Genomic DNA, 26,952 nt, shown 5'->3' on the forward strand with positions numbered 1-26,952 from the left:
AGATGACCAAATTTTCGACCATGACCGGCCTGATCGCACTGGCCGCCGTCGGTGTAACGCCCGTGCTGGCGCAGACCGTTGCCGACAGCGAAGTTCCGACGACCAGCCTCAACATTCCCGGCAATGTGCAGCTTTACGGCGACGCCAAGCCCAACGTCTATCGCCCTTCCGCTTCGGTGAACGGAGAGATCATCACGGCAACCGACATCGAGCAACGGATGGCGCTGATCCGCATTGCGAACAACAATGTCGAATTGCCGGCAGAGGAAATCCAGCGGCTGCGCACCCAGGTGTTCAGCAACCTGATCGACGAGAAATTGCAGATCCAGGAAGCGAAAGCGGCCGATATCACGATCGACGAGAATGTCGTCAACGACCAGTTCGCGCGGCTTGCGATGCGTTTCAAACAAACACCCGACCAGTTTTCGACCTATCTCACGTCCAAGGGATCGTCGGCGGCGGCGGTTAAGCAACAGATCCGGGGCGAATTCGCCTGGGACCGCCTGCTTTCGCGCAACATCCAGTCGACGACCAACGTTTCGCCCGAAGAGGTCAAGATCGTCGCCGACCAATTGATCAATTCCAAGGGTCAGGATGAATTCCACCTTGGCGAAATCTATCTGTCGGCAACCCCCGAGACCGCCGCAGCGGTGTCCGAAAATGCCCAGAAGATCATTCAGGCGCTGCAGGCGGGTGGCAGCTTTGCCGCCTATGCACGCCAGTTTTCGGAAGCTTCGACCGCGGTCGTCGGCGGCGACCTCGGCTGGGTGAAAGCCGGGCAGCTGCCGGGTTCGATGGGCGAAGCCGCGACGCAGATGCAGCCGGGCCAGCTTGTCGGTCCGGTCGAGGTGCCCGGCGGTGTGTCGATCATGCTGATGATCGACCGACGTCAGGTGCTGACCGCCGATCCGCGCGACGCGATCCTCAGCCTCAAGCAGATTTCGCTCGACTTCCCCGCAGGCACGACCCCGGCGAAAGCGACCGAGATGGCGAGCGCCTTCGCCGAAAAGACGCGGGGCATCGCCGGTTGCGGCGCGGCCGACGCCGTCGCGCAGAGCCTGGGCGCGAACGTCGTATCGCGCGACAATATCGAGATGCGCGCGCTTCCGGCACCGCTGCAAGCCACATTGGCAAGCCTGCAGATCGGCCAGACGACGCAGCCCTTTGGCGCCGCGAACGAAGGCGTCAGCGTCCTCGTGCTGTGCGGCCGCGACATGCCGCAGACCGCGACCGCGCCGAACCTCGAGCAGATCGAGCAGAAATTGCTCGACGACAAGGTCAACAAGCGGGCCCAGCGCTATCTGCGCGACCTGCGTCGGGATGCCGTGATCGAATATAGCTGATGACGGTTCCGAATTATCGACAGCCGATCGCGGTCACCATGGGTGACCCGGCCGGCGTCGGCCCCGAAGTTTCCGCCCGCGCCTGGGCGGCACGTCGCGAACATGACCTGCCGCCCTTTGTCGCGATCGGCGATATCGCTGCCATCGAGGCCGTCTGGGACGGGCCGGTCGCACGCGTTGGCGACATGGACGAGGTCGTGCGCGCCTTTAACGACGCGTTGCCCGTCTGGCATCTGGAGAACAGCGGCCCGTTGACCCCCGGCACGCCGACGCCCGCGGGGGCGACCTGCGCGCTCCATGCGCTCGAAACGGGCATCGGGCTGACGCGCAATCAGGCCAGCTCGGCGCTCGTTACCGGGTCGGTATCGAAATATGCGCTCCACGGCATCGGCTACACGCATCCAGGACAGACCGAATTCATCGCCGAGCGTTGCGGGGTGGCCGCCACCAATGCGGTGATGATGCTGGCGGGCCCGAGCCTGCGCGTCGTGCCGCTGACCGTGCACATCCCCCTCGCCGACGTGCCCGAGCGGCTGACGAGCGAATTGATCGTCGCCAAGGCGCGAATCGTCGCGCGCGGACTGCGCCGCGACTTCGGGATAGAGACACCGCGTCTCGCGCTTGCGGGGCTCAACCCGCACGCCGGCGAGAGTGGGCAGCTCGGCAGCGAGGAGGAGCGCATCATGGCCCCCGCGGTGGCGCAGCTGGCCGAGGAAGGGATCGTCGTCGACGGGCCGGTCGCGGCAGACGCCCTCTTCGCCCCGGTGATCCGCGACCAATATGATGCCCTGCTTTGCGGCTATCACGATCAGGCGCTGGCGCCGTTCAAGGCGCTGCATTTCCACGACGGCGTCAATCTGACGCTCGGGCTGCCGATCATCCGGACCTCGCCCGACCATGGCACCGCATTCAATATCGCGGGTACGGGACAGGCCGATCCGGGGCCGACGATCGCCGCGATCGCAATGGCCGCGCGGATGGCCGCAGCACGCGAACGCAATTTCGCACCGGCAAAGTGACGGTCCAGCCGCAGACGCCGCTGCCGCCGCTGCGCGAGACCGTGCGCGCGCACGGACTGCAGGCGAGCAAGGCGCTGGGACAGAATTTCCTGTTCGACGAGCAATTGCTCGACCGGATTGCGGCGATTCCCGGCGATCTGAACGGCGCGACGGTGTTCGAGGTCGGGCCGGGGCCCGGTGGACTGACGCGAGCGCTGCTGCGTGCCGGCGCAAAGGTCATCGCGGTCGAGCGCGACGACCGCTGCCTGCCGTTGCTCGCCGAGCTTGGCGATGCCTTTCCGGGGCAACTGACGGTGATCGCCGACGACGCGATGGCGGTCGATGTCGACGCGCTGACCGGCGGCGAACCATATCATATCGTCGCCAACCTGCCCTATAATGTCGGCACCGCGCTGTTCACGCGCTGGCTGGAACCTGCCGAGTGGCCGCCGCGCTGGCTGTCGCTGACGTTGATGTTCCAGCTCGAGGTTGCCGAGCGCATCGTCGCGCCGGTCGGGACCGACGCCTACGGCAGGCTCGCGGTGCTCGCACAGTGGCGCTCGTCCGCGAAGATCGCGATGAAAGTCCATCGTTCGGCGTTTACGCCGCCGCCCAAGGTCATGTCCGCGATCGTCCATGTGACGCCGGCCGACCAGCCCGAAGGCATCGCCCCGAAGCTGCTGTCGAAGCTCACCGAAAAGGGGTTCGGCCAGCGGCGCAAGATGCTGCGGCAGAGCCTGAAGGGGCTCGAGGGTGCGGTCGCCGCCGCCGAGACGCTGGGAATCGAACCGACGCGGCGCGCCGAGACGGTCAGCGTCGGCGAGTGGGTCGCACTCGCCCGCGCGCTGGGGGCTTGAGCCCGGTCAGTTCTTGTTGCTGGTCGTCCCGACGGTCGCGACGACAGGCTTCGGCACCAGCACTTCGGCCGCGACCACCCGTTTCGACGCGCTCGACGCGATCGCCTTTTCCAGCGCTGCGACCTGCGGGCATTTTTCGCCGCACACACGCTGCGCCTCGGCGAGTTTTTCGCGCGCGAGTTCAAGCGCGCCCTTGTCGGCAAGCGCTTCGCCCTGCCCGGTCAGCGCGACGATATCATTGGGTTCGAGGACGAGCGCCTCCCGGTAGAGGCCGATCGCTTTGCCCGGCAGCCCCTGCGCGCGCGCGACCTGTGCGAGCGCGATGATCGCCGAGCGGTTACGCGGGTCGGCGGCGAGCGCCGATTCATAAAAGTCGATCGCGGAATCGAGTTCGCCGGCTTCCTGCGCCTTTTGCCCTTCGTGCTGGAGCGCGATCGAACGCGGGAAGATGTCGTTGTCGGCGCGCTGCGCATCGGATGCGGTGGGCAGGCTGGCGAGGATCACACCTGCTGTCAGAGCCAGAAAGCCAACGCGCATCGCATTCTCCCATCGCTTCATTACAGGCGATGCTAACATGGTGCGGTCAGCCGTGCGAGAAAAAATCCGTCGCATTCGTCGCGCGCCGGGGTCAGCAGAAATCCGGCACCTGCGGGGCGGCCGATACCGTCCGGAAGGATGTCGACGTCGGCGGTCCAGCCGGGATGCCGGTTCAGAAAATCGTCCACCTGTGCCCGCCCCTCGCGCGTGATGATCGAACAGACAGCATAAAGGAGTTTGCCGCCCGGCGCCACAAGATCGGCACCGATGTCGATCAGCTTCGCCTGATCTGCAAGGTGGCGTTCGAGGCGCGCAGGGGTAAGCCGCCAGCGCAGCTCGGGGCTGCGGCGCCATGTCCCGCTCCCCGAACAGGGGGCGTCGACGAAGACGCGCGCCGCCCTGCCCTGCCAGTCGGCCAGCATCTCGGCTTCCTTGCCCGGATTAAGCAGCCGCGTTTCGATGCGCGTGGCACCGGCGCGTTCGGCGCGCGGCGGCAATTGCTGGAGCCGAGCGCGGTTGGTGTCGCAGGCGAGGATTTCGGCGTCGTTCGCGGTGAGCGACGCGATGGCGAGCGTCTTGCCGCCGCCGCCGGCGCAAAGATCGACGATGGGCTGCCCCGGCGCCGCGTCGAGCGCGGCGGAGGCATATTGGCTCGCGGCGTCCTGCACCTCGAAGCGGCCCTCGGCATAGGCGGGATGCTGCACCGCCGCCGTTTCGGATGGCAGCCGCCAGCCGTCCGGAGCGCCCTCGATCGCTTCGCCGTCTAGAAACAGCACGGCCAGATCGTCGCGGGTCGCCTTGATCCGGTTGGCCCGCAGGTCGAGCGACGCGCGCGCCAACATCGCCTCATATTCATTGCCGTCGATGAGCGGATCGAAGAGGTCGATCAGCGCCTCTGCGGCGAGCCCGGTTTCGGCGCGCGGCTCGTCGTCGGCGATCGGTGCGGGACCATAGGATGAGCCGTCGAAATGCTCGCCAAGTTCAGGCTGCGCATCGACAAGCGCGAGCATAGCGGCGCGGCCCGATGCGGGCGCCGAGCGCACGGCACGGATCGCGTCATAGACATGGGCACGGATCGCGCGGCGGTCCTTCGACCCCGCATAGCGGCGCGCGCGCATCGCTTCGGCGAAGATCGCGTCGGCGGGCGGGCCGCCCTCGCGCGCGGCCGCCGCGATCGCGTCGAGGATCTCGATCGACGCCTGAATGCGCGCTGCGGGCGTCACCGGCCGGCCTCAGCCCGCAGGATAATTGGGCGCCTCGCGCGTGATCGCGACGTCGTGGACATGGCTTTCGCGCAGGCCGGCGTTGGTGATCCGCACGAATTTGGCGCGCTCGCGGAAGTCCGCCAGCGTGCGGCTGCCGGTATAGCCCATCGCCGCCTTCACGCCGCCGACCATCTGGTGGATGACGTCCTTCGCCGGGCCCTTGAAGGGAACCTGGCCCTCGATGCCTTCGGGAACCAGCTTCATCTGGTCCTTGATGTCCTGCTGGAAATAGCGGTCGGCCGAGCCGCGCGCCATCGCGCCGACGCTGCCCATGCCGCGATAGCTTTTGTAGGTGCGCCCCTGATAGAGGAAGGTTTCGCCCGGCGCCTCGCTCGTGCCCGCAAGCATCGAGCCGACCATCACGCTCGATGCGCCCGCCGCCAGCGCCTTGGCGACGTCGCCCGAGGTGCGGAGGCCGCCGTCGGCGATCACCGGGACGCCGAGCTTGGCCGCAGCCTCGACGCTGTCGAGGATCGCAGTGAGCTGCGGCACGCCGACGCCAGCGACGATCCGCGTCGTGCAGATCGAGCCCGGGCCGATACCGACCTTCACACCGTCGGCGCCCGCGTCGATCAACGCACGCGTCGCATCGCCCGTTGCCACGTTGCCGGCAAGCACCTGAACCCGGTTCGACAGTTTCTTGATACGCTCGACGGTCGCACCGACGCCCTTGCTGTGGCCGTGGGCGGTGTCGACGACGATCAGGTCGCATTCGGCTTCGAGCAACGCCTCGGCACGCTCGACGCCGCTATCGCCGGTATTGGTCGCCGCGGCAACGCGCAGGCGGCCGCTGCCGTCCTTGGTCGCATCAGGGAAATTGACCGCCTTTTCCATATCCTTGACGGTGATCAGGCCGATGCAGCGATAATCGTCATCGACGACGAGCAGCTTTTCGATGCGGCGCTGGTGGAGCAGCTTGCGTGCCTCGTCCTGCCCGACGCCCGGTCGCACCGTCGCGAGATTGTCGGCGGTCATCAGCTCGCGCACCGGCTGGCCCGGATTGTCGGCGAAGCGGACGTCGCGGTTGGTGAGGATGCCGACCAGCTTGCCGCCGGTTTCGACGACGGGAATGCCCGAGATCTTGTGCTGCGCCATCAGCGCGGTGGCGTAGGAGAGCGGCGCGTCGGGGGTGATGGTGATCGGGTTGACGATCATGCCGCTTTCGAAGCGCTTGACCTGTCGCACCGCCGCCGCCTGTTCCTCGACAGTGAGGTTGCGGTGGAGAACGCCGATGCCGCCGATCTGCGCCATCAGGATCGCCATGTCGGCCTCGGTCACCGTGTCCATCGCCGACGACAGGATCGGGATATTGAGGCTGATCTCGCTCGTCAGCTGGGTCGACAGATTGGCATCCGACGGCAGGATATCCGACGCGCCGGGGACCAGCAGCACATCGTCGAATGTCAGGCCGGTGATGATTTCCATGGGTCGCCACTTTCTGGTGCGGGCGGCGCCTGCCCCGGATGCGGGGCGACACGCGCGATTCGTTTGGTGGCGGCCCATGTAACCAGTCGCGCCCGCGCGCGCCAGTGGGTGACGAACGATTATTTCGCGTGCCTGCGGATCCACCGGAAAGCAGGACGACGAAGGCACCGGGTTCCAGAATATGGATCAAGATATGGTTGGCGAAATGAGGTACGCGGCGGTCGACCTGACCGAATAGCCGGTCTTGCCGAGGGTGGCGGGGCGGGTTACCCGCGTCCAAGTGAGTCCCGACACGCCCCCCCGCCTTCCGCGCTCGCGCCGTTCCGCTATCCGGCGTTTCGGGCGATCTGGGTCGCGAACCTCGCCTCGAACATGGGGTCGATGATCCAGTCGGTCGCGGCGGCGTGGCTGATGACCGAACTCACCCAATCGCATCTGCTGATCGCGCTGGTGCAGGCGGGCGCGACGATCCCGATCATGCTGCTCGGTATCTTCGCCGGGGCGATTGCCGACAATTTCGACCGGCGGCGGGTGATGCTCGCGGCGCAGACAGGAATGCTGATCGTCTCCGCCCTGCTGACGCTCACGACCTATCTCGATGCGATCTCGCCGTTGACGCTGCTCTTCTTCACCCTCGCGGTCGGATGCGGGACGGCGCTCAACGGCCCGGCGTGGCAGGCATCGGTGCGATTGCAGGTCGGGCCGAAAGATCTGCCACAGGCGATCGCACTCAACACCATCGCGTTCAACCTTGCACGCAGCGCGGGCCCGGCTCTTGGTGGGATGCTGGTGGCGATCGTCGGCACCGCCGCCGCCTTCGGCCTCAATGCGCTCAGCTATCTGGCGCTGATCGTCGTCCTGCTGCGCTGGCATCCCGAAACCGTTCCTCCGCGCCGCACGCCCATGCTGACCGCCATCGCCGCCGGCATCCGGTTCTGCGCACATTCGGATCCCGTACGCCGCGTGCTGATCCGCGGCTTTGCGTTCGGTTTCGGCGCTGCGGGGTTCCAAGCCCTGCTCCCCTCGCTCGTCCGCGACCGACTGCACGGGACCGAGATCATCTATGGCCTGTGCCTCGCGGCGTTCGGCGCGGGGTCGATATTCGGCGCACTTTGGGTCGGCGCCGCGCGGCGCCGCTGGGGAAGCGACCGCGTGGTGACCGCAGCCTCGCTCGTCTTCGCCGCCGCGATGGTCCCCGTTGCGCTGACCGCCAGCCTGCCCCCGGTGATGATGGCCGCATTCGTTGCGGGCGCCGCGTGGGTGTCGACGCTGACGACGCTCAATGTCGCGATGCAGCTCCGATCGCCCGAGGAAATCCTTGGCCGGTGCCTGTCGATCTATCAGGCCGTCACGTTCGGCGCGATGGCGCTCGGCGCCTATGCGATGGGGCTGGTCGCGGACCTCAGTTCGCTGCCGGCGGCGATCCTCGGATCGGCGGGCTGGCTTCTGCTGTCGGCGCTCGTCCTGCGCTTTATCGCTCCGATGCCCCACCGCGACGAGGGCCGGCTGCTGCCCTGATCGTCAGCCGGCGGTGTCGATCGTGAAGCGGCTGTTCGACAGTTGCAGTTCGTCGCCGCAATGGCTGCACGCTGCGACCATGTTCAGATCGTGTCCGCACGGACGGTGGGTGAGCAACAGCGGCGGGCCGCGTTCGTCGGAGAACCAGCGATCACCCCACTGCAGCAGCGCGAGCAGTACGGGATAGAGATCCCGGCCCTTCGCGGTCAGCCGATATTCGACGCGGTCTGCATGCGCCGAATAAGGGACAGTCTTCAAAATCCCCTGCCGCACCAGCCGTTCGAGACGACCGGTCAGGATATTGGTCGCCATCAGCGTATCGCGCTGGATATCGTCAAAGCGGTTGATGCTCGTGAACATCGCGCGGACGACCAGCGTCGCCCAGCGGTCGCCGAACAATTCGATCATCGTATCGACGAGCGGCCGTCCGCCCGGCCGCCGCGCGCCGATCTCGCCATTGAAGCGGCGGCGTTCATAGTGCGGTACCACCTGCGCAAGCCCCGGTCCCTCGCGCCAGTCGACGTCGCGCGGGTCGATTTCCGCATGACAATGTCGGCAGGCCGGCACCGGCTCGGTCGCATGGCCGCACGTGGCATGGTGCAGACGGACCTGGAAATCGCGACTGTCCGATTCCCATTTATGCTGCCAGCGCAGCATCATCAGCGCGTTGGGAAACTGGTCGCGCCCCTTTTGCGTGAGCACATAGTGAAAGCCCCGCCCACTTTTTTTGGGCACTTTGGCAAGGCAATCCTCTTCGACCAGCTTTTTGAGACGGCCATTCACCACCGAGCGCGCGAGGCCCGTGCGCGCGACAAACTCGTCGAAGCTGTGCGTGCCAAGAAATGCCTGCTCCATCAGCAGCAGCACCGGAACGTCGCCGACGACATCGAGCGCGCGCCAGATCGAACAGGCCCTGATCGTGCGATCGTGTTTCAAATCAGCCGTCCTCACTGTCCCCGCCCCTAAACGAAGCCCGGGTGACCGGCAAGGCTGGCACCTGCGGCAGGAGGGCGGTGCTGGGCCGCCCTCCCCCTCGCATCAGAAGCGCCCGGTCAATTGCACCGCAATCGTGCGCGGACGATCAACGATGCCGTTATAGGCATTGCCGGCGTTGCGCGTGATCGTGGTCGCGAGCGGCATCGAACTCGCGGTTTGCAGGATGCGCTGGTTGGTCAGGTTGCGGCCGATCAGCGCGACCTCCCACCGATCGTCGACCTGCGCGAGCGCAAGCCGCGCGCCGAGCTTCACATAGCCGTCCTGATGCGTGCGGGGGTCGAGATTCGCAGACGCGATATAGGAGGAAGAGAAGTCCGCGTTGACGTTGAACGCCACCTTCATGTTGGTGGTGACGGGCGTCGTATAGTCGAGGTTGAGGTTGCCCGACCATTTGGGACTGAGCGCATTGCGCTTGCCCGAATAGTCGCAGAAACCGTTCGCGCCCGGGGTCTGCAGATAATAGCATTGGCCGTCGGTGAAGTTCGAGAATTTGAAGTCGAGATAGGCGACCGCGCCGCTGATCGTCAGCCCTTGCGCCAGCGCCGCGCGGAAGTCGGCCTCGACACCCTGCGTGCGCGCTTCGGCGGCGTTGCGGACGTTGAAGTTCAGCGTACCGTCGAAGATGTTGACCTGAAGATCCTTGTAATCGGTGCGATAGAGCGACAGGTTGAAGGCGACATTGCGGCCCTTGTATTTGAGGCCCGCCTCGAAATTGTCGGCGCTTTCGTCCTCGAACATGAAGGCGCCCGGCTTTGCGACGGTGGTCGAACCCGGAAGCGAGTTCGAGCGGATGTCGAACCCGCCCGCCTTGGTGCCCTTCGCGTAAGACGCATAGAGCATCAGATCGTCGGTTGCGTCATACTGGACGTTGACCATCGGATTGAAGCTGTCTTCGCTGAGTTTGCCCGACACGCTGTGCGCCTCGATATTGAGCGCGCGGAAGGTGGCGGCAACGATCAAGGGGTTGAAGGTGTTGAGCGGCCCCTGCACGATCGCGAGGCTGCGGCTCCCGCTCTTTTTCTCATGGTTGAAACGCGCGCCCGCCGTGATGCGGAGCTGGTCGGTGACCGACAGCTCGCCCTGTGCGAAGGCCGAGATCAGGTCCGACTTCTGCGCATAATCGCGGTCGTTGCGCGTATCGCCCAGCGCGTTGAACGGCGCACCCAGGGCGAGGAAGGTCGAATTGAAGCGGGTGAAGTCCTGCACGTCGAGCTTGGCATGCTGATAATAGACGCCCGCGATATAGTTGAACGCCTCGCCGCCCGGCGAGGTCAGGCGGAGTTCCTGGCTGAACTGGCGATAATCCTCGCGGAGGTTCGTTCCGTCGAGGAAGCTGATGCCCGAAAAATCGACGTCGACGATCTCGCGCGTCTTGTAGTCGAGCAGCGACGAAACCGAGGTCAGCGTATGCTCGCCGACTTCGAGATCGGCGTTCAGCGTCGCGCCGAAAACCTTGTTCTTGCTCTCATAACCATTGTCTTCGCGGACATAGTCGGGGGTGGTGCTGACGAAGAACGGACCCTGGAAGACGGTGTTGTAGTTGCCGACCGCGCCGAACACGTCGCGCGGCTGTCCCTTCATTTCGAAATCGGCATATTCCAGCTTCAATTCGGCAGCGAACGGCCCGCCCTTGTCGAGTTCGAGCTTGCCGCGGAAATAATATTCGTCGACGTTCGGCTCGTCACGATCGAGCTTCTGGTTGTAGAAATAACCGTCCATCGAGCGGTGATAGCCGACGACGCGCGCCTCGATCCCTTCGCTCAGCGGCCCCGAGAGGACGCCCGTGAGCTGGAATTCCTTGTGGTTGAATTCATAGAGGCCGCTGACCGAGCCTTCGAATTCGTCGGTCGGGCTGCGTGTTGTGATGTTGACCGCGCCCGCGATCGCATTCTTGCCGAACAGGGTCGGCTGCGGGCCGCGCAGCACCTCGACGCGCTCCATGTCGACGAGCGGCAGGCGCGAGAGCTGGTCGCGGCCGTAATAGACGCCGTCGACGAACATCGCGACCGACTGTTCGAAACCCTTGTTGTCGCCCGAGGCGATGCCGCGGATCGCGATGCGGTTGGCGATCGCGGTCTGGGTGATCTTGAGGTTCGGGACCGACGAGGAAATCTGTTCGAGGTTGGTCTGCCCGTAGCTTTCGACCTGCTTGCCGCTGACCGCCGAGATCGAAATCGGCACGTCCGACAGGCCTTCGGCGCGCTTCTGCGCGGTAACGATGATTTCTTCGAGTCCGCCCTGGTCCTCGGCGGGCGCGGTGTCCTGCGCAAAGGCGATACCGGGGCTGGCGAGCGCCGATGCAGCGAGCAGCGCGACCAAATGCTTTTTCATGAAACTCTCTCCCTCCCACCATCGTCAGGTTGGTCCCGCGATGTTTTTCTGGCCTTGCGACTCATACCGGCTTTAAGTATCGTTATGCAAGTCAGATAATTTGAGAGAGGATTAAGAGTGCCGAAACACGGCCTTCCACCGGCGCTGACGCGCAATTTGCGCCTGCCCGCGATCGCGGCACCGATGTTCCTCGTCTCGGGCCCCGAAATGGTGATCGCCGCCTCGCGCTCGGGCGTGATCGGCAGCTTCCCTGCGCCCAATGCGCGCACGTCGGCGGACCTTGAAGATTGGGTGAGCCGGATCGACGCCGCCTTGTCGAACGATCCCGAGGCGGCGCCCTGGGCGGTCAACCTCGTCGTCCATCCGTCGAACAGCCGCCTGCCCGAAGACCTCGCCTGCGTCGTGCGCCACAAGGTACCGCTGGTGATCACCGCGCTCGGTAGCCCGGCGCGCGTCGTCGAGGAAATCCACAGCTATGGCGGACTCGTCTTCGCCGACGTCAATTCGGTCGGCTTTGCGCGCAAGGCCGCGGCGGCCGGAGTCGATGGTCTCGTGCTCGTCGCGGCGGGCGCGGGCGGGCATACCGGCGCGACCGCGGGCTTCGCCTTCGTCGAGGAGGTAAGGCAGTTCTGGGACGGGCCGCTCGTGCTCGGCGGTGCCATCTCGACCGGCCATGCGGTGCGCGCCGCCGAAATATTGGGCGCCGACCTTGCTTATCTCGGTACCTCGCTGATCGCCTGCGCCGAGAGCATGGCGGTCCAGCCCTATAAGGATATGGTCGTCGCGGCGGGTGCCGAGGATATTGTCCCGTCGAAGGGCATCACCGGCGTCACCGCCAACTGGCTGAAATCGAGCCTGATCGCCGCAGGCTACGACCCGGCGAACATGCCCGAAGACAAGCGCCCGAACTTTTCCGACGCACAGGATGACGCCAAGGCGTGGAAGAATGTCTGGTCCGCCGGACAGGGTGTGGGCGCTGTTCGCGGGGTCGAACCCGTCGCGACCATCGTCGACCGCCTTGTTCAAGAATATGATGCCGCCGCCGCAAGGCCGCGCTTTGCTGCCGCCGAAGGAGTCCCCGCATGACCGCCGAGCTCGTCGACACGATCCGCACCACGATCCAGCCGAACGACCACCCCTATATGAAGGACGCATGGCGACCGACCTATAATGAGTGGAACGCGATCTTCGCGAACGGCGATGCAGAGGTGATCGGCAATATCCCGACCGACATCGACGGCGTTTACGTCCGCACCGGCGAGAACCAGATCCACGAACCGATCGGGCGCTATCACCCCTTCGACGGCGACGGTTTCATCCACGCCATCTCGTTCAAGGACGGCCGCGCCAGCTATCGCAGCCGCTTCGTGCGCACCAAGGGATTCGAGGCCGAGAAGGAAGCCGGCCGCTCGCTGTGGGCGGGGCTGATGGAGCCGCCGCACAAATCGACCCGCCACGGCTGGGGCGCGCAGGAGTGGCTTAAGGATTCTTCGTCGACCGACGTCGCGATCCATGCGGGCAAGATCATCTCGACCTTCTACCAATGCGGCGAGGCCTATCGGCTCGATCCCTTCACGCTCGAACAATATGGCACCGAAAGCTGGGTACCGCTCGACGGCATTTCGGCGCATTGCAAGGTCGATCTGGCGACCGGAGAATTGATGTTTTTCAATTACTCGAAGCACGCACCTTACATGCATTATGGGGTCGTCGGAGCGGACAACAAGCTCAAGCATTATATCCCGGTGCCGCTCGCCGGTCCGCGGCTGCCGCACGACATGGCGTTCACCGAGAACTATACGATCCTCAATGACATGCCGCTCTACTGGAACGAAGAGTTGCTCGAGCGGAAGCTGCACGTCGTCCAGTTCCATCCCGACGAAAAGACGCGCTTCGCAATCATCCCGCGCCACGGCCAGCCCGAAGACATCCGCTGGTTCGAGGCCGAACCGACCTACACGCTCCACTGGCTCAACGCGTGGGAGGAAGGCGACGAGATCATTCTCGACGGCTATTATCAGGAAGAGCCGATGCCGAAATCCTATCCGAACGCGCCCGAAGGGCTCGAGCGGATGATGGCCTATCTCGATCAGGGTCTCCTGAAGCCGCGCCTTCACCGCTGGCGCTTCAACCTCAAGACCGGGAAAACGACCGAGCAGCGGCTCGACGACCGCGACCTCGAATTCGGCATGTTCAACCATCGCTATGCGGGCAAACCCTATCGCTACGCGTACAGCGCGATCCCCGAGCCCGGCTGGTTCCTGTTCCGCGGCCTCGTCAAGCACGACCTGAACGCCGGCACCAGCGAGGAATATGAATTCGGCCCGGGCCGCTTCGGCAGCGAAGCCCCCTTCGCGCCGCGCATCGATGCGAAGGACGAGGATGACGGCTATCTCGTCTCCTTCATCGCCGACCTAGAAACCGACCGATCCGAATGCGTGCTGATCGACGCGAAAAATGTCGCGGCGGGGCCGGTGTGCCGGATCATCCTGCCCGAGCGTATCTGCTCGGGAACACACACGGTGTGGGCGAGCGGCGACGATATCGGCATGGGTCCGAACAGCGTGCTGGCCGCCTGAGATGATCGTCGCGGGAGAGGATAAAAGGCGACGGCATCGCGACAGCGGCTGGTGGGGCGACAAGACCTTTGCCGACCTGTTTTTCGCCAATGCGGTGGAGCACCCCGACCGGCTGGCGCTGGTCGATGCGCCCAATCGCCGCGATTTCGCTTTCGGCGAGCCGCAACGGCTGACCTATGCCGAGCTTGAGGCAGAGGTCGACCGGATCGCGGGCGCCCTGATCGTCGCAGGCATCGGCAAGGACGATGTGCTGCTCGTCCAGCTTCCGAACATCAGCGAATTCGTCGCACTATATTTCGCCGCCGCGCAAATCGGCGCGATCGTCAGCCCGGCGGCGGTGCAATATCGCAGCCATGAGTTGAAGGGGATGATCGGCGTCGTTCGGCCCAAGGCGTTCGTTTGCGCGACGACGGTCAAGGGATGCGACCATGTCGGCGTAGCACAGCCGCTGCTGAACGGCATCGCGCTGATGACCTTCGGCCCCAACCCGCCTTCGGGTGCGCTCGACCTGTCGGCCGCAAAAGGCGACGAAGCCGCCCTTGCCGCGCATGTCGCGGCGAACCCGGTCGATGCCGACGACATCTTCACCATCTGCTGGACCTCGGGCACGACCGGCGTGCCCAAGGGCGTGCCGCGCAGCCACAATCACTGGATCGCGGTCGCGGGCGCCGGATACGAAGCGATGAAGGTCGGACCGGGCGACGTCCTTCTCAACCCCTTCCCGCTCATCAATATGGCAAGCATCGGCGGCATCACCATGTGCTGGCTGACCAGCGCGGGAACGATGGTGCTGCACCATCCCTTCGATCCCGGCATATACCTCAAACAGATCGCGACCGAACGCCCCAGCCTGACGATCGCACCGCCAGCGGTGCTCAACATGCTGCTCCAGAATGAAGCGCTGCTCGCTTCGGTCGACCTCTCCAGCCTGCGCGTCATCGCCTCGGGCTCGGCGCCGCTCGCGCCAGCGATGGTGCGTGGGTTTCAGGAAAGGCTTGGCATTATCATCGTCAACGTATTCGGGTCGAACGAGGGGATGAGCTTCATCACCGGCGAGGGCGACATGCCCGACCCCGACAAGCGCGCGAGCCTGTTTCCCCGCCGCGGCACCTATCAGCGCCCCTATGGCGAGGGCCGAGCCCCGAATATCGAAAGCAGGCTCGTCCCGCCCGGCGGCGGCGATCCGATCGAGGCGGACGGCGTATCAGGCGAGTTGCAGATCCGCGGCCCGACCTTGTTCGAGGGTTATCACAACGCTCCCGACCGCACTGCCGAGGCCTTTACCGACGACGGCTGGTTTCGCACCGGCGACCTGTTCGAGATCGCCGAGGGCGGCGATTTCTATCGCTTCGTCGGGCGCTGCAAGGATCTGATCATCCGCGGCGGGGTGAATATCTCGCCCGAGGAGATCGACCAGCTGCTCGGCGGCCATCCGCTGCTGGCGGAGGCGTGCGTATTCTCGCTCCCCGATCCGACGATGGGCGAGCGTATCGGCCTCGCCTATGTGCCGCGCGGCGCCGACGATGTCGGGATCGGCGAGGTCGCCGATTATCTGCGCGGGCACGACCTCGCGGTGTTCAAATTGCCCGAACGCCTGTTCCGCTTCGACGTCTTGCCGCGCAACGTCACCAACAAGGTGATGCGCAGCGAAGTGCGCGACATGGCGCTCGCCACTCTCGAAAAGGAAGCCTGACATGGCGAAAGACGTCTTCATCCTCGGCGGCGCGCAGACCGATTTCTCGCGCAATCTCGAACGCGAGGGCGGCGGCTTGTTTGAGCTGTTCCGCGATGTCGCTGAAGCGGCCTTTGTCGCAACGGGTATCGAGCCGAAAGAAGTCGAAACTGCCCACGTCGGCAATTTCGTCGGCGAACTCTTCGCGGGACAGGGCCAGCTCGGCGGCTTCTTCGGCCATGTTCACCCCGACCTCGCGGGCATCCCCGCATCGCGCCACGAGGCCGCCTGCGCGTCGGGCAGCATCGCGATCCTCGCCGCCGCAGCCGAGATCGAGGCCGAACGCTACGGCCTCGCGCTGGTGCTCGGGATCGAGCTGATGCGCAACGTTCCCGGCCAGCGCGCCGCCGAATATCTCGGTGCCGCCGCATGGGCGGGCCGCGAGGCGCAGGAGGCGCGCTATCTCTGGCCGTATATGTTCGCGCGCGTTGCCGAGGAATATGAGGAGCGCTTCGGGCTGGATCGTGCGCATCTGCGCGGCATTTCGGCGAACAACTTCGCCAACGCCAAGAAGAACCCCTATTCGCAGACGCGCGGTTGGGCAGTCACCGACGATCATCTCGGCGAGAATGACGCGGTCAATCCGCTGATCGAAGGCAGCCTTCGCAAGTCCGACTGCGGGCAGGTCACCGACGGCGCGGCGGCGATCTTCCTCGCCTCGCGCGAAGTTGCCGAAGCCTATGCGAAGCGCCGCGGCATCCCGCTCGACTCCATCCCCCGCATCAAGGGCTGGGGCCACGCCACCGCCCCCCTGCTCTATTCGACCAAGGTCGCCGACAGCCGCGGCGGTGACTATGTTTTCCCCAGCGTGCGCAAAGCGATGATGGACGCGCTCCGCCGCGCCGACATGCCCGACATCTACGCCTGCGACGGGGTCGAGGTGCACGACTGTTTCTCGATCACCGAATATATGGCGATCGACCATTTCGGTATCACCAAACCCGGCGAAAGCTGGCGCGCGGTCGAGGACGGCACCATTGCCCTCGGCGGCAAGCTACCGGTCAATCCGTCGGGCGGGCTGATCGGGCTGGGCCATCCGGTCGGCGCGACGGGGGTGCGAATGCTGCTCGACAGTTGGCGGCAGGTCACGGGGAACGCGGGCGACTATCAGGTCGAAGGCGCGCGCAACTTTGCGACCTTCAACGTCGGCGGCAGCGCGACGACCGCCGTCAGCTTCGTCGTCGGCGTCTGACCCGTTGAACGTCTATCTTTATGACGCGGTGCGCACGCCGCGTGGCAAGGCGCGACCCGATGGCGGGCTTGCCGCACTGAGCCCGCAGGAATTGGTGCGCCAGCAGGCAGCGGCGCTGACCGCGCGCTGCGGCGATATCGCGGCAACGCCCGACGCCCTGCTGCTCGGCTGCGTCACGCAGAGTGGCGCGCAGGGCGGGCATATCGCGATGCTGGCAAAGCTGCATGCCGGCCTGCCCGACACGACCGCGGCACACAGCCTCAACAATTATTGCGCGTCGGGACTGTCGGCGATCGGTCAGGCGGTCGCGAAGGTCGCGAACGGCGAAGCGACGCACATCCTCGCGGGCGGGGTCGAGTCGATGAGCGGCGCACCCTTTCTGGGCGATCGCGCGGGTTTCTATACGAACGACGAATTGCCGCCGCGCGCCCGTTTCGTGCCGCCCGTGCTCGCGGCCGACCGTCTTGCGAATGCTGAAGACATCAGCCGTGCCGAACTAGATGCTGTGGCGCTCGCTTCGCAGCAGAAAGCGGCGGCGGCGGAAGCCGATCCCGCCCTGCAGGCCTCGCGCATCGCCACCGGACCACTGGCGGGCGAAGAATGCATCCGCCCGCAAACCACGGCGGAATCGCTCGCGGCCGCGCCACCCGCTTTTGGCGAATTGCAGGCGCAATATGCCGGCGCGCTCGAAGGCGCGACCTTCGAGCCGCTGCACAGCATCGCACACGCACCGCCGATCTGCGACGGCGCGGGGCTTGCGCTGATCGGCGGCGAAGGGCTCGGTATTGCCCCGCGCGCGCGGGTCGTCGCCTTTGCCGAGAGCGGCGGCGATCCCGCAGCCTCGCTGACCGCGGGGTTCGCCGCGATGGACAAGGTGCTGACGCGCGCCGGGCTGACACTGGACGATATGGACCGGATCGAGTTCATGGAGGCCTTTGCCGTCACCATTGCCAAGTTACACCGCGACCGCGGTGCCGATCCGGGGCGGGTCAATGTCAGCGGCGGACACCTCGCGAAAGGCCATCCGATGGGCGCGAGCGGCGCGATCCTCACCTCGACCCTGCTTGACGCGCTCGATGCGTGCGAAGGCCAATATGGCCTTGTCGTGCTGACGGGGGCGTTGGGGGTCGGCGCGGCGATGATCGTCGCGCGCCAATAGCCATTGCGAAAAAGCGCGGCTGCGCTATGGGCGGCGCGTGCGGGGCTTGTCCCGCGCATGATCGCACCGGTGCCCGAGAGGGCTTAATAGGGAACGCGGTAGGCGCGCCGGAAGGTGCATCGAAACCGAGGCTGTCCCTGCAACTGTAAGCGGCGAGCGAGATGCACCGGTCCGAAGCGTTCGGACCAGCCACTGGGGTCACCTGGGAAGGCGTGCACCGAGCCCTGACCCGCGAGCCAGGAGACCTGCCGGCGTGGGTCGCTCAATGCCAAGGCCCAGGGAAAGGCCGCGGCACGGAGGTTTCCGTCGAGCGACGACCAGGTGGCTGGAGCCGCCTCGGTACCGGGGTCGCAGGCCATGACGCCACTTGCGCCGCCGGCACCGGTCGATCGCGCATGCGTATCGACAGGCTCCGCCTTCGTTGTCGGCGTGCGGGGGCCTACCCATGTTGAAATTTGCGACCATTTCCCTGTTGGCACTGGCTACGGCGACGCCGGCCCTTGCCGAAACCGCCGGCAGCGACCGCGACGATATCGTCGTCACCGCGTCGGGGATCGAGCAATCGCGCGACGAAGTCGGTCAGGCGATCACGATCATCGACGCCGACACGATCGAGCGGCGCCAGACCACCGACATCGTCGACCTGCTCGCGACGACGCCCGGCGTCCGTTTCAATCGCACGGGCAGCGTGGGATCGGTCGCGGGAATTTCGCTGCGCGGCGCGGAGACGACGCAGACTCTGGTGCTGATCGACGGGGTCAAGGTCAACGATCCGAGCGGCATCGGCGACGGATATGATTTCGGCCACCTGCTGACCGGCAACATCAACCGCATCGAAATACTACGCGGCTCGAACTCGGTCGTGCACGGCAGCCAGGCGATCGGCGGCGTCGTCAGCCTGATGACCGCGACCCCGGCCGAAGGCTTCGCCGCGGGCGCATCGGCCGAATATGGGTATAGCGATACGCTCAACGCCAAGGCCGATGTTTCGGGTACTGCCGGCGCGATTTCCGGCGGGATCGGCGGCGCTTATTTCCGCACCGACGGAATTTCGTCGGCAGCGGTCGGCACCGAGAAGGACGGATACAAGAATTTCGCAGGCAACGCGCGGCTGAAGGTCGCGTTCAGCGATGTGCTGAGCCTCGACCTGCGCGGCTATTACATCAACGCCGACCTCGATTATGACAGCTTTTTCGGCGCCCCCGCCGACAGCGCCGACGTCGCCAAGCTCGACCAATATGTCGGTTATGCCGGATTGAACCTTGGCCTGTTCGACGGCAATTTCACCAGCCGCGCGGCGGTGACGTGGATGCGCAACGAGCGCGATTATTATTTCGTGCGCGGCACCGCACCCGATTACGGCTATTCGGGCACCAATTTGCGGTTCGAATATCAGGGCGTCGTGACGCCGGCCAGCCAAGCGAAGCTGATCTTCGGTTACGAGCATGAACGCCCCGACTATGACTTCTTCGGCTTCGGTTCGACCGACAGCCAGAAGGCCAATATAGACAGCGTCTATGCGCTCGGGATCGTCCAGCCCTTTACCGGGCTGTCGCTGTCGGGCGGGGTCCGCCACGACGATCACAACCAGTTCGGCGGTGCGGCGACGTTCGGCGCCAACGCCAATTATTCGCCGAACGCGGGCGCGACCAATTTCAGGCTGAGCTATGGCGAGGGGTTCAAAGCGCCGTCGCTGTATCAGCTCTACGACGCGTTCAGCGGCAATAGCGCGCTGCGCCCCGAACGGTCGGAAAGCTATGATGTCGGAATCGACCAGAGCCTCGCCGACGGCCGCGCGCTGATCTCGCTGACGGCGTTCCTGCGCAACACGACCCACCAGATCAACTACGACAACGCGACCTTCACCTATGGCAATATCGACCGCACGCGCGCCAAGGGGATCGAGGCGACGCTGGCGCTGAAGCCCGTCGATGCGCTGAACGTCACCGCGTCGTACAGCTATATCGACGCGCGCGACCGCTCTGGGCGCCCGGCGTTCGACGGCAAGCGCCTGCCCCGCCGCGCCGAAAATGCGATCAGCCTGTCGGCCGATTATGACTGGTCGTTCGGCCTGTCGACCGGCGCGACGCTGACGATGGTCGGCGACAGCTTCGACGATGCGGCGAATGCTGTGCCGCTCGACGGCTATGCACTCGCCGGTATCCGGGCATCCTTCCCCGTGGGCGGTCATTTCGAGATTTACGGCCGCGTCGACAATCTGTTCGACGCCGATTATGCGACCGCCTTCAATTACGGCACCTATGGCCGCGCCGCCTATGGCGGTGTGCGGGCGCGCTTCTGATGAAAGCGCGCACCGACGCCGAGCACACGGCGAAGATGAAGAAGATCCAGGCCGCGCAGAACAAGAAGGTCGCGGCGAAGACGGTCGAAAAGGGGCTGGTGATCGTCCACACCGGCCCCGGCAAGGGAAAGACCTCCGCCGCGCTCGGCATGGCGATCCGCGCGATCGGACACGACATGAAGGTCGGCGTCGTCCAGTTCGTGAAGGGCGCGATGGCGACGGGCGAGAAAGCGGTGTTCGACCGCTTTCTCGACCTGATCGAATTCAAGCCGATGGGCGAAGGCTTCACCTGGGATACGCAGGACCGCAGTCGCGATATCGCGGTGGCGCGCGATGCCTGGGAAGAGGTCAAGCGGATGATCGCCGACCCGAGCTATAAGATGGTAATCGCCGACGAGCTCAACATCGTGCTGCGCTACGACTATCTGCCGGTGGACGAGGTGCTGGAGGCGCTGGAGGCGAAGCCGCATATGACGCATGTGATCATCACCGGCCGCAACGCGCCCGAAGCGCTGATCGACGCGGCCGATCTGGTCACCGAGATGGCGCAGGTAAAACATCCGTTCCGCGAGCAGAATGTAAAGGCGCAGAAAGGGATCGAATTCTGATGCGGCGGCGTAGCCTTTTGGCTGCGGCGCTGCTCGGCGGCGCAGGGCTGCTCTGGGCAGCCTCCCCCGCCCCGCCCGCGAAGGCCCCTGCGGTCCCGCAGCGCATCGTGTCGATCAACCTTTGCGCCGACCAGCTCGTGCTCGCGCTCGCCGACCGCGAGCAGATCGCCGGGCTGACGAAGAATGCGACCGATATCGAAATGTCGGGCGAAGCCGCAAAGGCGGCGGGTATCCCGCTGCTCAGCAACTCGGCCGAACAGATATTGGCGATCGAGCCCGACCTGATCGTCGGCATGCCCGCGAGCCGCAGTGCGGCCCTCCGCGCGCTACCCGAGCAGAGCTATCCCCTGCTCGATCTCGCCACCGCGAACACGCTAGATGAGATTTATACGTCGATCCGCCAGACCGCCGTCGCCGTCGGGCATCCCGAACGCGGCGATGCGCTGATCGCGCGAATGCAGGGCGAACTGGCCGGACTGCCGAAACCGGGCAAGGGCCGGGTCGCTGCCTATTATCAGCGCCGCGGCTATATGACGGGCACAGGCACGCTGATCGACGAACTCATGACGCGCGTCGGGCTGGTCAATCTCGCCGGCAAGCTCGGCAAACCGCCGCTGTCGCAGCTCAGCATCGAGGAAATGGTCGCGGCCGAGCCCGATTTTCTGATCGTCGAGAGCGCGACCGACACGGTCACCGATCAGGGAAGCGAAATGCTGCATCATCCCGCGCTCAAGGACATTCCGCGCATCAGCGTGCCGCAGGCGTGGACCGTGTGCGGAAGCCCCGCCTACACGCAGGCGGCGCGCAGCATGGCGGCACAGATCGCGAAACTCGAAGGAAAAGGCGCATGAGCCGTTTCGCCCTGCCCCGCTGGTCGCTGATCGCTGCATTGGCGGCGCTGACGCTGGTCGCCGCGGTCGCATCCTTGCTGTTCGGCGCTGTCGATCTGTCGGTGGCGCGGCTCGTCGATGCCGCGATCGGCAACGATGACAAGGTGGCGTCGATCATCCTCTTCGATCTCCGCCTGCCTCGTACCATCCTCGCGCTGGGCGTCGGCGCGATGCTCGGGCTCGCCGGTGCGGCGTTGCAGGGTTATCTCCGCAATCCGCTTGCCGAACCGTCGGTGCTCGGCACGTCGAACGCCGCAGCGCTGGGCGGCGTGGCGGCGATCTATTTCGGGCTGGCCGAAATCCACCCAATTGTGCTGCCGTTGCTCGCAACGGGCGGCGCCTTGCTGTCGCTCGCCTTGCTCTTCATCCTGTCTGGCAGGGCGGAAAGCCCGCTGACGCTGATCCTTGCGGGGATCGCGGTGGGGACGCTGGCGGTCGCGGGGACCAGCCTCGCGCTCAACCTGTCTCCCAACCCCTTTGCTGCGATGGAAATCATGACCTGGTTGCTCGGCAGCCTCGAGAACCGGTCGTTCGATCATGTGTGGATCGCATTGCCGTGCATCGCAATCGGCGGCGCGATGCTGCTGTGGAACGGGCGCGCGCTCGACGCGCTGACGCTCGGCGAGGATGCCGCGCAGGCCCTCGGCACCGACCTTCGCCGTACCCGGCTGCGACTGCTGATCGGCACCGCGATCGGCGTCGGCGGCGCCGTCGCGGTATCGGGCGCGATCGGTTTCGTCGGGTTGATCGTGCCGCACCTGATCCGGCCGCTGACCGACCGCAGCCCTTCGGCGATCCTGCTGCCATCGGCGATCGGCGGGGCGGCGCTGCTGACGCTTGCCGACCTAGGGGTAAGGATCATCCCGACGACGAACGAGTTGAAGCTCGGCGTCGTCACGGCCTTCCTGGGCGTCCCGGTCTTCCTTGTCCATCTGATGCGGGAGCGACGGCTATGGTGACCCTCACCCTCGATCATGTCGGTGTCACGCTCGGCCGCCGCGCGGTCGTCCACGACGTCAGCGCCGCGTTCGTTCCCGGCACACTGACCGGGATCGTTGGCCCGAATGGTGCAGGCAAGTCGACGCTCGCGCGCGCGATGCTCGCGCTGGTGCCCCCGAGCGGTTCGGTACGCGTCGATGGCGTCGAGGCGGCGGCGATGCCGCGCGGCGACCTCGCGCGGCGGATCGCCTATGTGCCGCAGGGTCAGACATTGCACTGGCCGCTGACCGTCGAGCGGCTCGTCGGGCTGGGGCGCCTGCCGCACCTTGCGCCGATGTCGCGGATATTGGACGCCGATACGGCGGCAATCGAGCGCGCGATGGAGCGTGCCGATGTGATCGAGCTCCGCGACCGGATCGCGACCGAATTGTCGGGCGGCGAGCGGGCGCGCGTGCTTTTTGCCCGCGCACTGGCGGTCGAGGCCCCGGCGCTGATCGCCGACGAACCGCTCGCGAGCCTCGATCCCGGGCACCAGATCGACGTGATGGACATGCTGCGCGCCGAGGCGGATAGCGGCGGACTGGTGATCGCGGTGCTCCACGACCTGACGATGGCGGCGCGCTATTGCGACCGGCTGCTCCTGATCGACGAAGGGCGGATCGTCGCCGACGGGACGCCGTCAGAGGTACTGACGGCCGAACGGCTGCGCGCGGTCTATGGCATCGACGCGCGCGTGGAAACCAGCGGCGAATGGCCGACGATCACGACCTTCGGGCGCGCGCGATGACCGCAGTGCAGTTCGCCGAAGAGGGCTATGCGGCGGTATCGCTGTTCGACTCCGAGCGGGTCAGCGCGGCGGCGGGCGACATTGCCGAGCATATCGACCGGATGGCCGGAGCACTTTACCTGCCCTTCGAACAGAGCTGTCCCGAAGCGCCGCTGACCGAGCGGATCGACCGGATTTACGCGAGGGAGCGCAGCGTCGCCAATCTGCTGCGCGTCGCGCTGTGCACCGACGCGCATCGCGGCGAACGGCTGCAGGCGCTGGCGAACGATCCGCGGTTGATTGCAGTCGCCGAGGAGCTGAGCGGGCGGGCGCTGGCGGGCAAGATCGTCCGCGTCCGCGCCAGCATCGCCTGTTTTCCCGAGCACCGCCACGCGTGGCACAGCGACGTCGCGCGCGACGATGGCACCGGATGCGGCAAGGTCGTGGTGACCGCGTGGATCCCGCTGAGCGATGCCGGCCCTGCGAACGGCGGGCTGGAGATCGCGGCGCGGCGCCAGCCCGCCCCGCTCGCGAGCGAAGGCGACGACGGGTATGAAATTCCCGAATGGCGGCTCGCCGGATTGCCGCGCGTACAGCCAGAGTGCCCTGCGGGAACGGCCTTGTTCCTCGACCGCTTCACCCCGCACCGCACGCTGGCAGCACAGGCGACGCGCTTTGCCCTCGTCGTGTGGATGAAGGCGGCCTAGCCGGCAGGCTCGACCCGAACCGTGCGGCTGGCGCGCTTGCCGTCGGTGGAACGGCTGCGCAGATCGACTGCACCGCTGACCGCCACCGGCCCGGCATAGCGCGTCCATGCGCCGCCGTTGATCCGGTATTCGATAGTCGTGCCGGGGAACATGCTGTTCGCCTCAAGCTTGCCCTTCGCGATCTGCGCGCCCGGAGGGGCTACGCGATAGGCGACGCCCATCCGTTCGAGCTGCGGGAACTGCGCAGCGACGCGCCCGGCGAAATCCTGCCAGCCCGCCTTCAGCTTGGCGGCGTCGACGCGCTTGTCGCCCCATTCGTAGCTGGCACCCGCCTGATAGGCCGGGGTCCATGGCGCCGGGCTCCACGCACGCTCGGCGAGCGCGAGCAGACGCGGAAAGAGCATATAGTCGACCTGCGCGTCGGTGCGGATCGTCTCGCTCCATAGCTGTGCCTGCAATCCCGCAACCCGGTGTCCCGGCTGCAACACCGGCCTGTCTTCGATCGCCTTGCCCTCGGCCTGGATGTTGCGGATCGTCGCGGCGTTGGCGGGCAGATTGTCGGGCATGAAGCCGAACACCTGATAGGGGTCCACACCACGCGAGGCCCAGTTATAGCCGCCCTCTTCGGGGTTCGGCGCATAGGGCATATCGAAATAGCCGAGGTCGGGGATTGAGAGCACGGCGTCCCAGCCGCGGTTCATCTGGTCGTGCGCCTCGCGGATCGCGCCGGCGTGTAGAACGCCCCAGATATTGGTTTGCACCTTTCGGGGCATCGCGGCGGCGTCGGTGTGCCCCATGCCGTCGCTCCATCCGGCTGTTTCGAGGCCCTTTACGGCAAGGCTCCGGCTCACACGCTCGATGAAACGCGGGGTAAGCTTGCCCGCATCTCTGCCATTGTCGGCGATCATCGCCTTGCACGCCGGTGATTTCACCCACGCACCCGCGGTTTCGTCGGCGCCGAGGTGGAAGGTCTTGAGCGGCGCCCCCGCCTGTTTGTGCATGTCGGCGAGCGCGTCGACCACTGTATCGACGAAGCGATAGGTGGCGGGCAGGCAGACGTTCAGCGTGTTGTCGCTATAATTCTGGATGCTGCGATATTCGGTCGTATCGGCGGGATCGATCAGCCGGTACGCCTCGGCGTCGGCCTTTTTGCCGTCGCCGGCCAGACGCGCATAGCGTGCTTCCATCGCCCTGATCGCGGCACGCGAATGACCGGGCATGTCGATGGACGGGATCACTTCGATCTGCCGTGCCGCGGCCGCCTTCACGATCGCCACATAGTCGGCGACGCCGAGGTAACCGTTGACGCTGCTTGTCCCGTCGGGCCCTGCGCCAAGTTGCGGCAACAGACAGGTCTTCTCTGCAAGGTCATGGCAACGCTTCGACCCGATCGCCGCCAGTTCCGGCAGAGCCGGAATCTCGATCCGCCAGCCTTCGTCGTCGGCGAGGTGGAGGTGGAGTTTGTTGAGCTTGTACGCCGCCATCGCCTCAACGAGCTTCAATATCTCTTCGCGGCTGTGGAAGTTGCGGCCAAGGTCGATGTGGAGGCCGCGAAAACGATATTCAGGGGCGTCCTCGACACGCAGCGGCCTGAGCTTACCCTTGTCGAACATCGCCTGCTGCGCCAGCGAACGCAGCGCATGGCTTGCCCCTGCGACGTCATGCGCCGTGATGGCGATTCCCGATTCCTTTGCATCGAGAATATAGGCTTCGGGCTTGCCGACCGCCGAAGCGTCGACCCGGATGGTCAACGGCAGCACGCCCTTCGCCACACCCAATGCGGCGAGCGCCGGTGCGATATCGGCGTGCTCAACGCCCTGCAGCGTGACCGCCAGTCCGCGGCTCAGGTCGATGGCGACGCCCTTGCCCTGCACCGCTTTTGAAGGTTTGGGCAGGATCGCGATTCCCGTCGTTACGGACGCCTGCCGGTCGGCCTGCAAGGCAAAGGCGCGTTCGGGGGTCAGCCAGCGTGTTCTGTCGGCGCCGCCCTTCGTCGCAAGCCTTGCCTCATCGGTCATCGGGTCAACGAAGGGCAGGATTTCGAGTCCCGTTTCGGGGTCGATCGCCGGGCGCGTTGCGGCAATCGTGCGCGGCTTCAAACCGTCGGCGACCAGATAGGCATTGGGCATGCCAAAGGCCTTCGAGAAATTGGACCCCACGCCCCACAGCCTGATTTCATGCTTCGCGCCGGGGCGCAGCGCCGCGCCGGGTTTCAGCGTCAGTTGCTGGACATCGCCGTTGATCAGCCGATGCGCAAAGATGTCGCTTTCTACGCGCGGCAGGCGGTTGACGAAGCTGAAATAGAGCGCGAGCCCCTTGGTCGGGACGTCGGCCGGCAGGTTGTCGGGGATCGTCAGTGTAATCGTGGAGAGGAAACAGGCCTCGATGCCCGCCGGACATGTCGGTCCGTTGTCGATCACCCGATATCTGTAATCGAGCGTGTCAGCGAGACGATCGAGCGCAGCCTGCGACGGCGCCTCGGCGGCAGCCTGCACGGCCGATGTGGCCAGCGCGGCCATCGCGATCCCCGTCAACGCCGCGACCCGCATTCCATTCTCCCGTTTCATAATTTGTATCTAATTTGTCATGCGTCCTCACGACGGTCAACGTCTTTCGAATTTACCGATTTCTTGAGATATAACGAGGCATTTCGGGATAAATTGACGAATATCCGGCTGAGACCTTCGCTATTGGTTTTACATTAGTATTATCGCAAAGTCGCCGAACCACCCATTCTCGATGCGGGATCTCATCGCGATTGCGCAGCGCACCAAGGCCCCGGCGACCGAACCGCCAGCCATATGTTGG

The 26,952-nt window shown here is 65.6% G+C and carries 21 protein-coding genes and 1 riboswitch; of the genes, 15 read left to right on the plus strand and 6 right to left on the minus strand.

Annotated elements, in window-relative coordinates; translation table 11 throughout:
- Positions 1 to 2 precede the first annotated feature (2 nt).
- The 3 genes from BLW56_RS00755 to rsmA are packed head-to-tail and all read left to right on the plus strand — an operon-like array spanning position 3 to position 3,198.
- Positions 3 to 1,343, plus strand: a complete 1,341-nt coding sequence (locus BLW56_RS00755) for a peptidylprolyl isomerase (protein WP_093508781.1) — start codon at positions 3 to 5, stop codon at positions 1,341 to 1,343.
- Complete coding sequence (gene pdxA / locus BLW56_RS00760; protein WP_093508782.1) at positions 1,343 to 2,362, plus strand: 4-hydroxythreonine-4-phosphate dehydrogenase PdxA; 1,020 nt, start codon at positions 1,343 to 1,345, stop codon at positions 2,360 to 2,362. Before BLW56_RS00755 ends, pdxA begins: the two co-directional genes overlap by 1 nt.
- Complete coding sequence (gene rsmA, locus BLW56_RS00765; RefSeq protein ID WP_256203243.1) at positions 2,359 to 3,198, plus strand: 16S rRNA (adenine(1518)-N(6)/adenine(1519)-N(6))-dimethyltransferase RsmA; 840 nt, start codon at positions 2,359 to 2,361, stop codon at positions 3,196 to 3,198. Before pdxA ends, rsmA begins: the two co-directional genes overlap by 4 nt.
- Before the next feature lie 6 nt (positions 3,199 to 3,204).
- Here rsmA and BLW56_RS00770 read toward each other — a convergent pair whose 3' ends face one another.
- The 3 genes from BLW56_RS00770 to guaB are packed head-to-tail and all read right to left on the minus strand — an operon-like array spanning position 3,205 to position 6,425.
- Complete coding sequence (locus BLW56_RS00770; RefSeq protein ID WP_093510711.1) at positions 3,205 to 3,735, minus strand: tetratricopeptide repeat protein; 531 nt, start codon at positions 3,733 to 3,735, stop codon at positions 3,205 to 3,207.
- A 32-nt stretch (positions 3,736 to 3,767) separates the two neighbouring features.
- Positions 3,768 to 4,958: an RsmB/NOP family class I SAM-dependent RNA methyltransferase gene (locus tag BLW56_RS00775; RefSeq protein ID WP_093508783.1), complete on the minus strand. Its 1,191-nt coding sequence runs from the start codon at positions 4,956 to 4,958 to the stop codon at positions 3,768 to 3,770.
- Between the two features lie 9 nt (positions 4,959 to 4,967).
- Entirely contained in the window at positions 4,968 to 6,425 is a 1,458-nt protein-coding gene (guaB, locus tag BLW56_RS00780; protein ID WP_093508784.1) for an IMP dehydrogenase, read from the minus strand.
- 234 nt (positions 6,426 to 6,659) lie between these two features.
- Between guaB and BLW56_RS00785 the strand changes: the two genes are divergently transcribed.
- A complete protein-coding gene (locus BLW56_RS00785) occupies positions 6,660 to 7,943 on the plus strand; it encodes an MFS transporter (RefSeq protein WP_093510712.1) in 1,284 nt (427 codons plus the stop codon).
- A 3-nt stretch (positions 7,944 to 7,946) separates the two neighbouring features.
- On the opposite strand, the gene BLW56_RS00790 is transcribed toward BLW56_RS00785, so the two are convergent.
- On the minus strand, positions 7,947 to 8,879 hold the full coding sequence (locus tag BLW56_RS00790) for a winged helix-turn-helix transcriptional regulator (protein ID WP_093508785.1): 933 nt from the start codon (positions 8,877 to 8,879) through the stop codon (positions 7,947 to 7,949).
- Positions 8,880 to 8,981: 102 nt separating this feature from the next.
- On the minus strand, positions 8,982 to 11,270 hold the full coding sequence (locus tag BLW56_RS00795) for a TonB-dependent receptor (protein WP_093508786.1): 2,289 nt from the start codon (positions 11,268 to 11,270) through the stop codon (positions 8,982 to 8,984).
- Between the two features lie 117 nt (positions 11,271 to 11,387).
- On the opposite strand from BLW56_RS00795, the gene BLW56_RS00800 reads away from it, so the two are divergent.
- From BLW56_RS00800 to BLW56_RS00850, 11 genes are all read left to right on the plus strand, one after another.
- Positions 11,388 to 12,356 (plus strand): NAD(P)H-dependent flavin oxidoreductase, encoded by a 969-nt coding sequence (locus BLW56_RS00800; protein WP_093508787.1) that lies wholly within the window; start codon positions 11,388 to 11,390, stop codon positions 12,354 to 12,356.
- Positions 12,353 to 13,849 (plus strand): carotenoid oxygenase family protein, encoded by a 1,497-nt coding sequence (locus tag BLW56_RS00805; RefSeq protein WP_093508788.1) that lies wholly within the window; start codon positions 12,353 to 12,355, stop codon positions 13,847 to 13,849. Before BLW56_RS00800 ends, BLW56_RS00805 begins: the two co-directional genes overlap by 4 nt.
- A 1-nt stretch (position 13,850) precedes the next feature.
- A complete protein-coding gene (locus BLW56_RS00810) occupies positions 13,851 to 15,542 on the plus strand; it encodes a class I adenylate-forming enzyme family protein (RefSeq protein ID WP_093508789.1) in 1,692 nt (563 codons plus the stop codon).
- Between the two features lies 1 nt (position 15,543).
- On the plus strand, positions 15,544 to 16,773 hold the full coding sequence (locus BLW56_RS00815; RefSeq protein WP_093508790.1) for an acetyl-CoA acetyltransferase: 1,230 nt from the start codon (positions 15,544 to 15,546) through the stop codon (positions 16,771 to 16,773).
- Positions 16,774 to 16,777: 4 nt separating this feature from the next.
- Positions 16,778 to 17,932: an acetyl-CoA C-acyltransferase gene (locus BLW56_RS00820; protein ID WP_093508791.1), complete on the plus strand. Its 1,155-nt coding sequence runs from the start codon at positions 16,778 to 16,780 to the stop codon at positions 17,930 to 17,932.
- A 50-nt stretch (positions 17,933 to 17,982) separates the two neighbouring features.
- A riboswitch (cobalamin riboswitch) is annotated at positions 17,983 to 18,200 on the plus strand.
- Positions 18,201 to 18,377: 177 nt separating this feature from the next.
- Entirely contained in the window at positions 18,378 to 20,234 is a 1,857-nt protein-coding gene (locus BLW56_RS00825) for a TonB-dependent receptor plug domain-containing protein (protein WP_093508792.1), read from the plus strand.
- Positions 20,234 to 20,842: a cob(I)yrinic acid a,c-diamide adenosyltransferase gene (gene cobO / locus BLW56_RS00830; RefSeq protein WP_093508793.1), complete on the plus strand. Its 609-nt coding sequence runs from the start codon at positions 20,234 to 20,236 to the stop codon at positions 20,840 to 20,842. The genes BLW56_RS00825 and cobO overlap by 1 nt, the downstream gene beginning before the upstream one ends.
- Positions 20,842 to 21,693: an ABC transporter substrate-binding protein gene (locus BLW56_RS00835; protein WP_093508794.1), complete on the plus strand. Its 852-nt coding sequence runs from the start codon at positions 20,842 to 20,844 to the stop codon at positions 21,691 to 21,693. The genes cobO and BLW56_RS00835 overlap by 1 nt, the downstream gene beginning before the upstream one ends.
- Entirely contained in the window at positions 21,690 to 22,691 is a 1,002-nt protein-coding gene (locus BLW56_RS00840) for a FecCD family ABC transporter permease (RefSeq protein ID WP_093508795.1), read from the plus strand. Before BLW56_RS00835 ends, BLW56_RS00840 begins: the two co-directional genes overlap by 4 nt.
- A complete protein-coding gene (locus BLW56_RS00845; RefSeq protein WP_093508796.1) occupies positions 22,685 to 23,458 on the plus strand; it encodes an ABC transporter ATP-binding protein in 774 nt (257 codons plus the stop codon). Before BLW56_RS00840 ends, BLW56_RS00845 begins: the two co-directional genes overlap by 7 nt.
- On the plus strand, positions 23,422 to 24,144 hold the full coding sequence (locus BLW56_RS00850; protein ID WP_093508797.1) for a hypothetical protein: 723 nt from the start codon (positions 23,422 to 23,424) through the stop codon (positions 24,142 to 24,144). The genes BLW56_RS00845 and BLW56_RS00850 overlap by 37 nt, the downstream gene beginning before the upstream one ends.
- Here BLW56_RS00850 and BLW56_RS00855 read toward each other — a convergent pair.
- On the minus strand, positions 24,141 to 26,711 hold the full coding sequence (locus tag BLW56_RS00855; protein WP_256203244.1) for a family 20 glycosylhydrolase: 2,571 nt from the start codon (positions 26,709 to 26,711) through the stop codon (positions 24,141 to 24,143). The two genes, BLW56_RS00850 and BLW56_RS00855, sit on opposite strands and share 4 nt — an antisense overlap.
- Between the last annotated feature and the right edge of the window lie 241 nt (positions 26,712 to 26,952).

It is taken from the genome of Sphingopyxis sp. YR583 (genome assembly GCF_900108295.1).
Classification (GTDB): Bacteria; Pseudomonadota; Alphaproteobacteria; order Sphingomonadales; family Sphingomonadaceae; genus Sphingopyxis.